The organism is Oceanobacillus senegalensis, from assembly GCF_900176885.1.
GTDB lineage: Bacteria > Bacillota > Bacilli > Bacillales > Amphibacillaceae > Oceanobacillus > Oceanobacillus senegalensis.
Window position 1 is genome coordinate 674,258 of record NZ_LT839648.1, and the last position, 13,700, is coordinate 687,957.

Sequence of the window (13,700 nt, forward strand, 5' to 3'; positions counted from 1 at the left end):
AAGCCCTTGAGGTCCTGTATCACCTTTAGGTCCCTTTGGTCCAGGCTCACCCTGAAGCCCTTGAGGTCCTGTGTCACCTTTAGGTCCCTTTGGTCCAGGCTCACCCTGAAGCCCTTGAGGTCCTGTGTCACCTTTAGGTCCCTTTGGTCCAGGCTCACCCTGAAGCCCTTGAGGTCCTGTGTCACCTTTAGGTCCTTTTGGTCCAGGCTCACCCTGAAGCCCTTGAGGTCCTGTATCACCTTTAGGTCCCTTTGGTCCAGGTTTACCAGGGAGCCCTTGAGGTCCTGTATCTCCCTTAGGTCCTTTTGGTCCAGGTTTACCAGGGAGTCCTTTTGGTCCAGGTTTACCAGGGAGTCCTTGAGGTCCTGTGTCGCCTTTAGGCCCTTTTGGTCCAGGCTCACCTGGAAGCCCTTGAGGCCCCGTATCACCTTTAGGACCTTGGGATGGTCCAGGCTTCCCTTGAGGTCCTGTATCACCTTTAGGTCCCTGAGGTCCAGGCTCCCCCTGAAGCCCTTGAGGCCCTGTATCACCTTTAGGTCCCTGAGGTCCGGGCTCCCCCTGAAGTCCTTGAGGCCCTGTATCACCTTTAGGTCCCTGAGGTCCGGGCTCCCCCTGAAGTCCTTGAGGCCCTGTATCACCTTTAGGTCCCTGAGGTCCAGGTTCCCCCTGAAGTCCTTGAGGCCCTATATCACCTTTAGGTCCCTGAGGTCCGGGCTCCCCCTGAAGTCCTTGAGGCCCTGTATCACCTTTAGGTCCCTGAGGTCCAGGTTCCCCCTGAAGCCCTTGAGGTCCCGTATCACCTTTAGGTCCTTGAGGCCCTGCATCTCCCTTAGGTCCCTGGGGTCCAAGTTCACCAGGGAGTCCTTGGGGTCCGGGCTCCCCCTGAAGTCCTTGAGGCCCTGTATCACCCTTAGGTCCTTGAGGTCCGGGTTCCCCCTGAAGCGTTTGAGACTCTGTATCTCCCACAGGCCCATAAGATTTAGCTTTCTCTGAAAGTACTTGTGCTTCAGTATCTTCCTTAGCCTCCTGTTTTCTTTGTTCCGCATTTAATTGCTGAAGTTTCTGTTTCAAACTGACCTTATCTTCCATAGTTGGATCCTGTGCTATGTTCGGCTTTTGATTCGTTAATTCATCAAAAGCTTCTTGATAATCTTCCTGTATCTTGTGAGATTCAAGTTTTCTGGAAGAATTCAATTTCTCTTTGAATCCTAATTCTTCAGTAAAAGGAAGTGAACGTGGATTTGATTTTTTCCCCCTTTTGGGTAAGGGTTTCCTCATGATTGATTCCCTTTTCTGACTACTATCCTCTGTTTCCATTTGTGAATCTGTTAACGCCCTATTAGCCTTATTTATGTTATCAAATTTGTCCCTTTTTTGTTGACGATACTTTCTTGAACGGTATCTTGACATCATATCTTCCCCCTTTATTCTCACTATAAGAAAACATATTTTCCTAGATAGGTTATTTGACTAAAAAATATGTTAATCTTTATAAATTTAAAATTTATATGGTAATGCTAGTATAATCAATGAAGGGAAAGTTTGTGCAGCGTCGTGGGCTCCATTTTTACTAAATTAATTTTTTATTCTTTCCTGGCAAAGTTCAGATAAAAAATATCGAATAAATCTCGTAGGTGTAATGCCTTCGTTTTTTGTGCTACAATAAAGTGAAACTTTATTCGACTGTTGCCACTATTAAGTAGTAATGGTGCAGATAGTCAAGAGGTTAATACACATAAAATTAAGTTTCTATTAAAGAACTTATTCATGAATGTTATGTTATCAAGTCTTAGGAACATAGAAGGAGGCTGGTGTATATGGGTACAATAGTACGAACACAAGACCTGCTAGACAATTTTAATCTTACCCTTGTTGCAGGGGAGGATGGAGTACATAGAGAAATAATAACAAGTGATATATCAAGACCAGGGATAGAAATGACTGGTTATTTTAAATATTATCCCAAAGAGCGCTTGCAACTGATTGGTAAAACAGAAATGACATATTTCTTGGATTTAACAGATGAACAAAAAAGAGATCGTGCAGAAAAATTATGTACTGACGTAACCCCAGGGATTGTTATTTCAAGGGGAATGGAGGTTCCAAAGGAATTAATTGATTCTGCTAATAAAGCTGGAGTCCCTATACTTTTATCACCAAGGAAGACTACACGAGTAACGAGCAGGCTAACAAATTACTTAGAAGCAAAATTTGCTCCTTTTACAGCAATCCATGGTGTTTTGGTAGATATTTATGGTGTTGGTGTGTTAATAACGGGGTCAAGTGGTGTTGGTAAAAGTGAGACAGCTTTGGAATTAGTGAAACGAGGTCATCGTCTTGTTGCAGATGACAGTGTTGAAATTAGACAAGAGGATTATGATACACTCATAGGAAGCTCCCCACCGTTAATTGAACATCTGCTTGAAATTCGTGGACTCGGAATTATTAATGTTATGACATTATTTGGTGCGGGTGCTGTTCGTAGCTTTAAGAAGATTGCGATGGTTGTCAACTTGGAGATTTGGGATGAGAAGAAGCAATATGATCGCCTTGGATTGGATGAAGATCAAATGAAGATTATGGATGTTTCTTTGCCAAAGGCAACGATCCCTGTACGACCAGGTAGAAACCTTGCCGTAATTATTGAAGTGGCAGCTATGAATTTCCGTTTGAAGCGAATGGGTGTAAATGCTGCAGAAGAATTTTCAGAGCGATTAAGCAATATGATTGAAAATGAAAAAGATATACTAGAATAAGAGAGGTTTAATAAAATGTTACTTACTGCACCATTAGACAGGGTCTTTTTGGAAATTGGCCCACTTACCATTTACTGGTATGGAGTTATAATCGCAACAGGTGCTGCAATTGGTCTTTGGCTAGCTACAAAAGAAGCAGATCGATTGGGCTTGAAAAAGGATCTTCTAATTGATTTTATTGTTTTTGCGGTACCAATAGCTATACTCTGTGCAAGAATCTATTATGTTACCTTTGAGTGGGAACGATATGCTAGTGGTCCATTTTGGAAAGTTTTTGCTGTTTGGGAAGGCGGAATTGCGATTCACGGAGCAGTGATTGGTGGTATCCTTACAGCTATTGTATTTTCCAAAGTGAGAAATATTTCTTTTTGGCAACTAGCGGATATTGTAGCACCGAGTCTTATTTTAGCTCAGGCGATTGGGCGTTGGGGAAACTTTATGAACCAAGAGGCACATGGTGGGCCACTTTCGAGTGATTCCATTGTTTTTGATATTGTTCCAACATTTATTATGAATCAAATGACAATCGATGGGATCACCTATCATCCAACATTTTTATACGAATCTTTATGGAATATATTAATTTTTGTACTACTTATCGTAATGGTTAGATTTAACCCATTGCGTGGGGAAGTCTTTTTAACCTATGCAATCGGATACTCCATAGGACGTTATTTTATTGAAGGAATGAGAACGGATAGTTTATATGTGTTTGGAGATTTTCTACGTACTGCACAATTGGTATCCGTGCTATCGATTATTGTGGCAGTTATTCTCATTATCTACCGCCGTAAAACAACTTCCATAAGATATAATGATGTCCCCGAACAAAAAGGGAAAAAAGGGAACAAGAAAAAATCAACGAATAAAAAGAAGAAAAAATAGACAATCATTATTTCTGATAAACAGGGAGGATTTCTTGATATAGGAATATATCATGGAGGAGAATATAGATATGACTGGGATTTTGCAACGTGGCTTTAAACAAGGTTTATCCACTACTTGGACACTAGGGAAAGTTATATTTCCAATCACACTAATTGTAACCATTTTACAATTCACACCCGTGATGCCATGGGTGATTCGTTTATTAGAGCCCTTCATGGCCTTGTTAGGACTTTCAGGGGAAGCGGCAGTGCCATTGGTTTTAGGGAATGCTTTAAATTTGTATGCTGGGATTGCGGCAATTATATCTTTTGATTTTACTGTAAAAGAAGTTTTTATAATGGCTGTAATGCTTTCATTTTCCCATAACTTATTCATTGAATCCGCGGTTGCTTCTAAAGTTGGAGTGAAATGGTGGATTATTGTCGGAGTTCGTGTTGGATTAGCATTATTTTCGGCTGTTTTGATAAACCTATTATGGAATGGGGGAAATCAAGCCGCAAATTATGGTTTTATTTCGGCTGAGGAAACGGTACCATCTGGATGGTTTGAAATCGCCTTTCACGGTGTCGAAACAGCCGTAATTGCGATTCTTCAATTGGCATTAATTGTTATTCCGTTGATGGTTATTATGCAAATATTGAGAGAAAAAGGATGGTTGGATTCCTTTTCCAATATGCTTGCTCCATTCATGAAATTTTTAGGTATGGATAAGAACACTTCTATGACCATGGTAGCTGGATTAACGATTGGTCTTGCTTTTGGTGCAGGGCTCATGATTCAAGCTGTTAAAGAAGATGGTGTATCAAGGAAAGATATGTATTTGGCATTAATTTTCCTTGTGTCCTGTCATGCGGTTGTAGAGGATACACTAATCTTCATTCCACTTGGGATTCCAGTATGGCCTTTATTACTCATCCGTCTAACCACAGCTATCGTCTTAACGGTGGTCATTGCTTTCATCATGAATAAAGTAACATTAAAGAGAAAGGAAAAAACAACAAATGAGCATACGTACAATACTGTTTGATTTAGATGGAACATTAATTGATACCAATGAACTTATTATCGCATCTTTTACCCATACATTAAATAACCACTACAATCTGGATTATACTAGGGAACAGATTATTGAATTTAATGGTCCTCCATTGATTGATACATTTAAAAATATTGATCCAGATCGTGTGGATGAAATGATTGAAGTCTATCGAAAACATAACTTAAGTGAGCACGATAATTATGTGAAAGTATTTCCAAATGTTAAGGAAACGTTGGATATTCTTAAAGAACGTGGGTTTAAGATAGGAATTGTAACAACAAAAATGACGGAAAGTGTTAATCGAGGGTTGAAGGTAACGGGACTTCAAGATTATTTTGATACAATAGTGACTCTTGACGATGTAGCACATCCAAAGCCAAATCCTGAACCAGTGATTAAAGCAATGAAGGACCTTGATGCTGTTGCTAATTCTACGCTAATGGTAGGGGATAATTCCCATGATATTGAATCAGGACAATGCGCTGGTGTGAAAACAGCTGGTGTTGCCTGGTCATTTAAAGGAAAAGAACGGTTACTAAGATTAAATCCAACTTATATGCTTGATGATATGCGTGATTTATTGCAAATCGTAGGAGTGTAAAAAAATGCGGAGAACCAAGCGATATCCTGTTAGAAATGGAAATTCCCTATGGCAGATTTATCAAACGGTACCATTTTGGAAGGTGTTTAAAAATACAATCATTATCTTAATTGCTAGGTACACCCCTTTTATGGGGATGAAAAATTGGCTGTATCGAATATTTTTAAAGATGAAAATTGGAGAAAAGACAGCCTTTGCTTTTATGGTTGTACCAGACATTATGTATCCAGAAAAAATATCGGTTGGACGAAATAGTATTATTGGTTATAACACAACGATATTAGCGCATGAATATTTAATTGAGGAGTATCGACTTGGTGAGGTTGTTATTGGGGATGAGGTGATGATTGGAGCCAATACCACCATTCTTCCTGGAGTTGAAATTGGGAATCGAGCAACAGTCTCAGCGGGAACACTCGTACATAAGGATGTACCACCAGGGGCACTAGTAGGTGGAAATCCAATGCAAATTATTTATACTAAAGAGGAAATGGATCAACGGCAAAATTCCATTCTTAAATAGTATGAAGTTGACTGCAAATAACTGTAGAAGGGTTGTTTGCAGTTTTTTTGGGTGGAACGTTAAATGGATAAGTATTTGGACAGACGAAAAAGAAAAATAACAATGATTTCACTTTGAAATGGCCTGTTAATAGAGAGCTTGTATAAATAAGGAATTTACGGTAGTTATATAATTAAAATAAAAAATATGATATACTCTTTTCGTATGTACGAAAAATAGGAGGATATACATGCCACAGGTAAAAAACAAAATAAAAAGCAAAGGAAATAATATAATTCCTTACATTCCTGATGGTGATTTTTATTTCACAAAAGGTGTTGAGGCTTTTCGTAAGCGAAAATTTGATATTGCCTTGAAGTGGATGAAAAAAGCAATCGAACAAAAGCCCAGTGATCCTTTATACCAATGTCAGATGTCCGTTATATATACTGAGATTGGTGCTTATCATGCTGCCAATCAATTATTAACTAATGTTATGAATGAAAGTGAGTATATAGATTGTTACTATTTAATTGCAAATAACTATGCACATTTAGGTTTATTAAATGATGCAAAAAAATATGCGACTTCCTATCTTGAAAAAGAACCTGATGGCGACTTTAGTAAAGATGCTGAGCAGCTATTAGAGCTCTTAGAAATAGACGATGACGATATAGAAGACTTTGACCTTGAAGATGAGGATGAATTGCTGATTTATCAGGAAACGGCATTTTATCACATGGAAAAGCTAGAATGGGAAAAAGCTCTACCAATTATTGAAGAAATGATGACCATGTTTCCGGAATATCAACATCCTAAACACGATTATAATCAGGCATTATTCTTTTCAGGTAATCGGGATGAGGCGGTTCAAAAGGAACTTGAGCTATTAAAGGAAAATTCCAATTCACTATATAGCCTTACCAATTTATCTGTATTCTATTATGAACTAGGGAGTAAGAACCAAAGTGAAAGGTATATACAGGCTTTAGAAAATGTATATCCTATTCACGAACAGCAAAAGCTAAGGCTAGCTGTTACATTGGCAAGAACAGCTCATTACGAAGAAGCCTATCATCGTTTCCGTTCCATTTCGAAGGGAAAGGTAAAGAATCATTCTTCGTATTATCGCTGGTATAGTATATCTGCATTTCATTTAGGTGAGCCCGCAAAAGCTTTAAAATTTTGGAAAGAAGGCTGTAATCTTCATCCTCATTTAGCAAATGAATTGGGACCATGGAATGCTTGAACTTAAGTGCCGGATGGTAAAGCTTTTCATACAATAATTAAAAGGGCTTATTTGAGCAGAATAATAGACGAACAACGTCCATTCTTATAAGCTAGAGATGATATAAATAAATAGGAACTAAAAGGGGCGAATAAAATGTCCGAAGAACGTATTTATGACGTAATTATTGCTGGTGCTGGTCCTGCTGGAATGACCGCAGCAGTTTATACATCTCGTGCAAATTTAGATACGCTAATGCTTGAACGGGGAATCCCTGGTGGGCAAATGGCAAATACGGAAGATGTAGAAAACTATCCCGGCTATGATCATATATTAGGACCAGATCTATCCAATAAGATGTTTGATCACTCTAAAAAGTTCGGAGCAGAATATGCCTATGGTGATATTCAAGCTGTTGAAGACCATGGGGACCATAAAGTCATTAAAGCAGGAAATAAAGAGTATAAGACAAGGGCAATTATTGTTGCAACAGGCGCCGAGTATAAAAAACTAGGTATTGAAGGCGAAGATGAGCTTGGTGGCAGAGGTGTCTCCTATTGTGCCGTTTGTGACGGTGCTTTCTTCAAAGAGAGGGAACTTGTAGTTGTTGGTGGTGGTGACTCTGCAGTAGAAGAGGGAGTATACCTTACTCGTTTTGCAAAGAAAGTAACCATCATTCACCGAAGAGATGAGTTAAGAGCGCAAAAAATTCTTCAACAACGTGCATTTGATAACGAAAAAATTGCATTTATTTGGGATACGGTTGTGAAAAAGATAAACAGTGAAAATAATAAAGTGGGTAGTGTCACTTTAGAAAATACAAAAACCGGGGAAACATCCGAATTCCCAACAGATGGTGTGTTCATTTATATAGGAATGGTACCATTAAGTGAGCCATTTACGTCCTTGGGTATAACAAATGAGGAAGGGTATATCCCAACAAATGAAAATATGGAAACCAGGATACCTGGAATCTATGCAGCTGGAGATATTCGAGACAAACAACTTCGACAAATTGTGACAGCAACTGGTGACGGTAGTATTGCCGCGGAATCAGCTATAAAATATGTCGAAGAATTGGCAGAAAAAGAAAAAGCAACGAATTCTTAATAAAAGTGTGTGTGATTTATAAAGAAAAAGTCTTATTCTTAATGAAGTCTTAACTCTGTTGTAATACGCACGCAATAAAAAAAGGGTATACTATAAATAACTAATTAACCCCCCTTTTAATAAATAGATTAGTTCTTGGCACAGGTGATAATCACTTGTGTCTTTTTTTTTGACCAAAAATGTCATATATTACATATAGATGAACCACATGAATCTACAGTTTTTGACAATCGATGAAGGTTGGGAGAATATTGTCTTTATTGAAAGTATAATATATTCCCTTGTATCTTTATATAAATTGGAAATAACTTAATGGCCCCCTTCCATGGAAGTTTATTATTATTCATAGTATAATAAAATAAGAAATCATTTTCGAATCTAATCTGAAATCAATTTTAAATGATGATAAAATTTATCCTTCCGATATAGAGGTATGTTAAAGGGGAGAGATTTGTTGAGTAACGAAAATAAAGAAACAAAGTTAGTTATAATTACTGGCATGTCAGGTGCTGGAAAAACGGTTGCTGTCCAAAGCTTTGAAGATCTTGGGTACTACTGTGTCGATAATTTACCCCCTACATTGCTACCAAAATTTTTAGAATTAATGAAGGACTCCACGAATACAATACAGAAAGTCGCACTTGTTATGGACCTTAGAGGTCGAGAATTTTTTGATTCTTTATTTGATGCTCTTGATACATTAGGGAAAGAAGAATGGTTGGATGAGCATATTCTATTCCTAGATGCTAAGGATGAGAAGCTAGTAAGTAGATATAAAGAAACGAGACGTTCCCATCCCCTTGATCATGGTGGATTACCTCTAAAAGGAATTAGACAGGAGCGGGAAATTCTAGATATATTAAGAGGCAGAGCCCAGCGTATTATTGATACAACGAACTTAAAACCAAGAGAATTGCGTGAAAAAATTGTGAAAATGTATTCAGAAGAGAATCAAGAAATTTTCTCCGTACATATGGTTTCTTTTGGGTTTAAATATGGAATTCCTATTGATGCTGATACGGTCTTTGATGTTAGGTTCTTGCCAAATCCACATTATGTTGGGCAGCTTCAGCCATTAACTGGATTAAATCAGGATGTCTCTTCCTATGTTTTTAAATGGTCAGAAACCCAGATGTTTATTCAAAAAGTATTAGATTTATTGCGGTTTATGCTACCACAGTATAAGAAAGAAGGAAAATCTCAATTTGTAATTGGAATTGGTTGTACAGGTGGACAGCATCGATCTGTAGCTTTAGCGGAGTATTTCGCTAAGGAGTTATCCTCCAATTATATTACTCATGTGAGTCATCGTGACATTGATAAAAGAAAGGGACGGTAGAAATGAAGAAAGAAAAACAGCCAAAAGTGGTTGTGATAGGTGGGGGTACTGGTATGCCTGTACTCTTAAGAGGTCTAAAGAATTTACCCATTGATTTAACGGCCCTTGTTACGGTGGCCGATGATGGTGGTAGTACGGGAAGAATACGTAATGAAATGTCGATTCCGGCACCTGGTGATATACGAAATGTAATTGCAGCATTATCTGATGCAGAACCTATGCTATTAGAGCTTTTTCAGCATCGATTTTCAGTTGGTAATGGATTATCTGGTCATTCACTAGGTAATTTACTTTTAGCGGCAATGACCTCTATAACTGGAGATTTTTACGATGGGATTAAAGAAATTTCTCGCGTACTAAATGTAAAAGGTAGTATATATCCGATTTCTAATCAAAATATGTCTCTTCATGCAAAGTATAAGGACGGTACCTATGTTTCTGGGGAATCCAATATTCCACGTGCAAACAAACAGATAGAACGTGTGTTCTTAAAGCCACAACCTATCCAGCCGCTCCCTAATGCTGTTCGAGCTATAGAAAATGCCGATTTAGTTATTATTTCTCCAGGCAGCTTATTTACAAGCATCATGCCCAATTTAATTATTCCGGAAATTGATATTGCTTTAAGAGAAACACAAGGAAAAGTTGTCTATATTTGTAATGTGATGACACAGGCTGGTGAAACAACTGGATTTACAGCTTCTGATCATGTTCTTGCCATACAAAATCATATTGGTAATGGCTGTGTAGATGCAGTTGTTGTTCACAATGAACCTATTGAGAAGTCTATTCAAGCAATTTATGCAGAGGAGAATGCTGAACCTGTCGTATATGATATTGAAAAATTAGTGGATATGGGACTAGAAATTATCGAGGGCGATATTATCAATCATTCTAGTGCTACGGTTAGACATGATAAAGATAAAATTGCTAAATTAATGTATTCCATTATAAAGAAATAAATATAACGGTTAGTAAGGAAGAAAGGAGGGAATAGGATGTCCTTTGCTTCAGAAATAAAAAAGGAATTAACTGCAGTGGAAGTGGACGAATGTTGTAAAATGGCTGAATTGGCAGCCTTAATTAGAATGAATGGAGCGATTTCGGTTAACCGAATGAAATACTCCTTAGACATTCAAACTGAAAATGCAGCGATAGCGAGAAGAATATATACATTAATTAAATCTAAATATGATCTTCCTCTGGAAATATTAGTAAGAAAAAAAATGAAATTAAAGAAAAACAATGTATATATTGTCCGATTAAAAGAAAACGTTCGTGAAATACTTTCTGAATTAGGCATTCTAAAAGATGCTTTTACGGTCGTACGAACTATTTCTGATAAATATCTATCCAAGCCTTGTTGTAAACGGGCTTATTTACGTGGAGCATTTTTAGCAGGTGGCTCTATTAATAATCCTGAAACATCCTCCTATCATTTAGAAATTTATAACCTTCATAGTGAACATAATGAAGCATTACTTGAATTACTAAATTCTTTTGGTCTGCACGCCCGGACGCTTGAAAGAAAAAAAGGATTTATTGTGTATATGAAAGAAGCTGAGAAAATTACGGAGTTTTTAAATATTATTGGTGCCCATAATGCATTATTTAAATTTGAAGACGTTCGTATTGTACGAGATATGCGCAATTCAGTAAATCGATTAGTGAATTGTGAAACAGCCAATCTGAATAAAACGATAGGAGCAGCATTTCGTCAGATTGAAAATATAAAACTTATAGAAAACACAGTTGGCTTGGATAAACTTCCAGAAAAACTTCAAGAGGTGGCCAGATTAAGAGTTCAGCACCAAGATGTTTCATTAAAAGAACTTGGAGAACTTATAACCAGCGGAAAAATTTCTAAATCAGGTGTTAATCATCGCTTGAAGAAAATTGATGAGTTTGCTGAAAAAATTAAACAAGGCGAATCTATCCTGTAAAATTTTGGATAAATTAATTACTTATTATTCTTTATTCGTGATATAATTATTATAATTTACTAGAATGGGAGTTTGTAAGTTAATCCTTCAGGTCTTTATGAGGCTGGAATAACCAAAGTGTTTAACTCAAAAGACGAATAATGAACTACTTAGAGAAGTACATATTTGTGTGCGTTTTTTATGCATCAATCATGTTCGTGTTTTGCTATGAAAATACTTTATGCCCCCAGCCTCCAAAAACATATTTATTTTATTATAATAGTGTTGATGATAAACTGTTATAAAGCTAAAAAAATAGAATGGTTTTATCATTGTTGTACAAACATGTTAGCGTTTTCAAGTAGGGAGGATGAAAGAGATTGATTGAGAAATCTGTAAAAGTAGAGTTAGAATCAGGTTTACAAGCAAGGCCTGCAGCGCAATTTGTCCAAGAGGCAAATCGCTACTCATCTCATTTATTTTTGGAAAAGGATGGAAAAAAGGTAAATGCCAAGAGTATTATGGGATTGATGAGCTTGGCAATAGCAAGTGGGGAAGATGTCGTGTTGATTGCAGATGGTCCTGATGAAGAGGATGCGATTAATCATTTATCAGATTTTGTAAAGCTAAAGTAATCAAGAAAAAATCCCTTTCACTAATTGTTTAGGAAAGGGATTTTTGTCTGTTTTTTATTGTTGTTCTTTACGCTCTAGAATTTTGTCAATCAAGCCATATTCAACGGACTGATCAGCAGTCATAAAGTTGTCACGTTCTGTATCACGTTCAATTACTTCTAGTGGTTGACCAGTTTTTTCGGATAGAATAGTGTTCATTCGTTTCTTAATATCGATAATTCGTTTAGCATGAATTTCAATATCAGTTGCTTGACCTTGTGCACCACCAAGTGGTTGGTGAATCATAATTTCACTGTTAGGTAATGCGAAACGTTTACCTTTTTCCCCAGCTGCTAGTAGGAACGATCCCATAGAAGCTGCCATACCGATACAAATTGTTGAGACGTCTGGCTTAATAAAATTCATTGTATCATAAATGGCCATTCCAGCTGTGATAGATCCACCTGGTGAATTAATATATAGTGAAATATCTTTCTCCGGATCTTCAGCTTCTAAGAAAAGCAACTGAGCAACAATTGAGTTTGCTACATTGTCATCAATTCCACTACCTAGTAAAATAATACGGTCTTTTAATAAACGTGAATAAATGTCATACGCACGCTCGCCACGATTTGTTTGTTCAATGACTGTTGGTACTAAATTCATATAAAAATCCTCCTTCAATTACAATACTAATATCACCTTGTTGTTGCTAATTCCATCATATCTGAAAGGTCAATGAAGGTCAAACAAAAACGTTCGACAAATGGCTGCAAACAATCTACTTTTCATCATTCCCAATTATTAGGTGATTAAACATCTTAGTATATGGTAATATACGTTTTTTATTCAAAAAGTGGAATGTTTCAAGAGGATTACATGAGATTTAAACTTTCTACTTGTAACTACTTAGAATCCGCGTTATACTATATAAGTATTGATTTTAGAATATATTATGCGCCCATAGCTCAGCTGGATAGAGCACTGGTTTCCGGTACCAGGTTTGTCGGGGGTTCGAATCCCTCTGGGCGCGTCCAACAAAATTAATTAGAGCAAGGGTTAGAAATTATTTTCTTCCCTTGCTATTTTTTTGTTTTTAGTCCTATTCAAACAACTTTAGCCTTTACTCCCTTTTTCAGTGCGGGATAAAAGAACTCCGTTCGTTTATTTCATTCAACAAAAGGATACAATGAAAGAAAATAACGGAATAGAGGTGTTCGGCTTATGGATATGGTAGATAAGGATATTAACAGATTGCAAAAGAAGGATGTAAGTCGTAATTTATGGTCAGGCATTCTTTTTGGTATTGGTCTTGCTGCTTTCATAGATGAAGTGATTTTTCATCAGCTTCTGGGATGGCATTATTTTTATGATCAATCAACAACCCGAATCGGTATTCTATCTGACGGGCTGTTTCATGCTTTCAGTTGGTTTTCTACTGTCGGATCACTGTTCATTGTTGCTGATCTTAGGCGCAGGAGTGTATGGTGGGCAACAAGATGGATTGGTGGGGTTTTGATTGGTTTGGGTGGATTCAATCTCTACGACGGTATTATTCAGCACAAAATGATGCGGATACATCAAATACGGAATGATACCGATAACTTGCTGATGTATGACATCGTATGGAATTTGGCCGCATTTATAATCTTAACTGCTGGAATCATTGTTTTGTTTCAGACACGAAAAAGGATAAGCTAA

At 37.3% G+C, this 13,700-nt stretch carries 15 protein-coding genes and 1 tRNA gene; 13 read left to right on the plus strand and 3 right to left on the minus strand.

Features of this window, described 5'->3' with window-relative positions:
* Together CAO17_RS21300 and CAO17_RS21305 are read right to left on the minus strand one after the other, a co-directional pair.
* The coding region (locus CAO17_RS21300) for a hypothetical protein (RefSeq protein WP_218775527.1) at positions 1–638 on the minus strand (638 nt) is incomplete at its 3' end.
* 45 nt (positions 639–683) lie between these two features.
* Positions 684–1,046, minus strand: coding sequence for a hypothetical protein (locus CAO17_RS21305; protein ID WP_218775528.1), 363 nt, complete (start codon positions 1,044–1,046; stop codon positions 684–686).
* Between the two features lie 771 nt (positions 1,047–1,817).
* Between CAO17_RS21305 and hprK the strand changes: the two genes are divergently transcribed.
* From hprK to CAO17_RS03185, 11 genes are all read left to right on the plus strand, one after another.
* The gene (hprK, locus tag CAO17_RS03135; RefSeq protein ID WP_085991368.1) at positions 1,818–2,756 is read left to right on the plus strand and encodes an HPr(Ser) kinase/phosphatase; all 939 of its coding nucleotides are present in this window, start codon (positions 1,818–1,820) and stop codon (positions 2,754–2,756) included.
* A gap of 15 nt (positions 2,757–2,771) precedes the next feature.
* Complete coding sequence (gene lgt, locus CAO17_RS03140) at positions 2,772–3,641, plus strand: prolipoprotein diacylglyceryl transferase (RefSeq protein ID WP_085991369.1); 870 nt, start codon at positions 2,772–2,774, stop codon at positions 3,639–3,641.
* 70 nt (positions 3,642–3,711) lie between these two features.
* Complete coding sequence (locus tag CAO17_RS03145; protein WP_085991370.1) at positions 3,712–4,671, plus strand: nucleoside recognition domain-containing protein; 960 nt, start codon at positions 3,712–3,714, stop codon at positions 4,669–4,671.
* Complete coding sequence (gene ppaX / locus CAO17_RS03150; protein WP_085991371.1) at positions 4,646–5,284, plus strand: pyrophosphatase PpaX; 639 nt, start codon at positions 4,646–4,648, stop codon at positions 5,282–5,284. The genes CAO17_RS03145 and ppaX overlap by 26 nt, the downstream gene beginning before the upstream one ends.
* A 4-nt stretch (positions 5,285–5,288) precedes the next feature.
* Entirely contained in the window at positions 5,289–5,807 is a 519-nt protein-coding gene (locus CAO17_RS03155; protein WP_085991372.1) for an acyltransferase, read from the plus strand.
* Positions 5,808–6,036: 229 nt separating this feature from the next.
* Complete coding sequence (locus CAO17_RS03160; RefSeq protein ID WP_085991373.1) at positions 6,037–7,035, plus strand: tetratricopeptide repeat protein; 999 nt, start codon at positions 6,037–6,039, stop codon at positions 7,033–7,035.
* A gap of 135 nt (positions 7,036–7,170) precedes the next feature.
* Positions 7,171–8,124, plus strand: a complete 954-nt coding sequence (trxB, locus tag CAO17_RS03165) for a thioredoxin-disulfide reductase (RefSeq protein WP_085991374.1) — start codon at positions 7,171–7,173, stop codon at positions 8,122–8,124.
* A 454-nt stretch (positions 8,125–8,578) separates the two neighbouring features.
* The gene (rapZ, locus tag CAO17_RS03170) at positions 8,579–9,463 is read left to right on the plus strand and encodes an RNase adapter RapZ (RefSeq protein WP_425435862.1); all 885 of its coding nucleotides are present in this window, start codon (positions 8,579–8,581) and stop codon (positions 9,461–9,463) included.
* Positions 9,464–9,465: 2 nt separating this feature from the next.
* Positions 9,466–10,425 carry a gluconeogenesis factor YvcK family protein gene (locus tag CAO17_RS03175; protein ID WP_085991376.1) on the plus strand — a complete coding sequence of 320 codons (960 nt, stop codon included), beginning with the start codon at positions 9,466–9,468 and terminating at the stop codon, positions 10,423–10,425.
* A 36-nt stretch (positions 10,426–10,461) separates the two neighbouring features.
* Entirely contained in the window at positions 10,462–11,406 is a 945-nt protein-coding gene (gene whiA / locus CAO17_RS03180; RefSeq protein ID WP_085991377.1) for a DNA-binding protein WhiA, read from the plus strand.
* 359 nt (positions 11,407–11,765) lie between these two features.
* A complete protein-coding gene (locus CAO17_RS03185; RefSeq protein ID WP_085991378.1) occupies positions 11,766–12,020 on the plus strand; it encodes an HPr family phosphocarrier protein in 255 nt (84 codons plus the stop codon).
* A 54-nt stretch (positions 12,021–12,074) separates the two neighbouring features.
* On the opposite strand, the gene clpP is transcribed toward CAO17_RS03185, so the two are convergent.
* The gene (gene clpP, locus CAO17_RS03190) at positions 12,075–12,665 is read right to left on the minus strand and encodes an ATP-dependent Clp endopeptidase proteolytic subunit ClpP (RefSeq protein ID WP_085991379.1); all 591 of its coding nucleotides are present in this window, start codon (positions 12,663–12,665) and stop codon (positions 12,075–12,077) included.
* A 291-nt stretch (positions 12,666–12,956) separates the two neighbouring features.
* Between clpP and CAO17_RS03195 the strand changes: the two genes are divergently transcribed.
* Positions 12,957–13,032 (plus strand) — tRNA-Arg (locus tag CAO17_RS03195).
* Between the two features lie 191 nt (positions 13,033–13,223).
* Positions 13,224–13,700 carry a DUF2243 domain-containing protein gene (locus CAO17_RS03200; protein WP_085991380.1) on the plus strand — a complete coding sequence of 159 codons (477 nt, stop codon included), beginning with the start codon at positions 13,224–13,226 and terminating at the stop codon, positions 13,698–13,700.

What these genes read in the sequence shown, in the direction of transcription:
- CAO17_RS21305 (WP_218775528.1), bottom strand. Translation starts at nt 1,046, where the DNA reads ATGCGGAACAAAGAAAACAGGAGGCTAAGGAAGATACTGAAGCACAAG.
- hprK (WP_085991368.1), top strand. Translation starts at nt 1,818, where the DNA reads ATGGGTACAATAGTACGAACACAAGACCTGCTAGACAATTTTAATCTT.
- lgt (WP_085991369.1), top strand. Translation starts at nt 2,772, where the DNA reads ATGTTACTTACTGCACCATTAGACAGGGTCTTTTTGGAAATTGGCCCA.
- CAO17_RS03145 (WP_085991370.1), top strand. Translation starts at nt 3,712, where the DNA reads ATGACTGGGATTTTGCAACGTGGCTTTAAACAAGGTTTATCCACTACT.
- ppaX (WP_085991371.1), top strand. Translation starts at nt 4,646, where the DNA reads ATGAGCATACGTACAATACTGTTTGATTTAGATGGAACATTAATTGAT.
- CAO17_RS03155 (WP_085991372.1), top strand. Translation starts at nt 5,289, where the DNA reads ATGCGGAGAACCAAGCGATATCCTGTTAGAAATGGAAATTCCCTATGG.
- CAO17_RS03160 (WP_085991373.1), top strand. Translation starts at nt 6,037, where the DNA reads ATGCCACAGGTAAAAAACAAAATAAAAAGCAAAGGAAATAATATAATT.
- trxB (WP_085991374.1), top strand. Translation starts at nt 7,171, where the DNA reads ATGTCCGAAGAACGTATTTATGACGTAATTATTGCTGGTGCTGGTCCT.
- CAO17_RS03175 (WP_085991376.1), top strand. Translation starts at nt 9,466, where the DNA reads ATGAAGAAAGAAAAACAGCCAAAAGTGGTTGTGATAGGTGGGGGTACT.
- whiA (WP_085991377.1), top strand. Translation starts at nt 10,462, where the DNA reads ATGTCCTTTGCTTCAGAAATAAAAAAGGAATTAACTGCAGTGGAAGTG.
- clpP (WP_085991379.1), bottom strand. Translation starts at nt 12,665, where the DNA reads ATGAATTTAGTACCAACAGTCATTGAACAAACAAATCGTGGCGAGCGT.
- CAO17_RS03200 (WP_085991380.1), top strand. Translation starts at nt 13,224, where the DNA reads ATGGATATGGTAGATAAGGATATTAACAGATTGCAAAAGAAGGATGTA.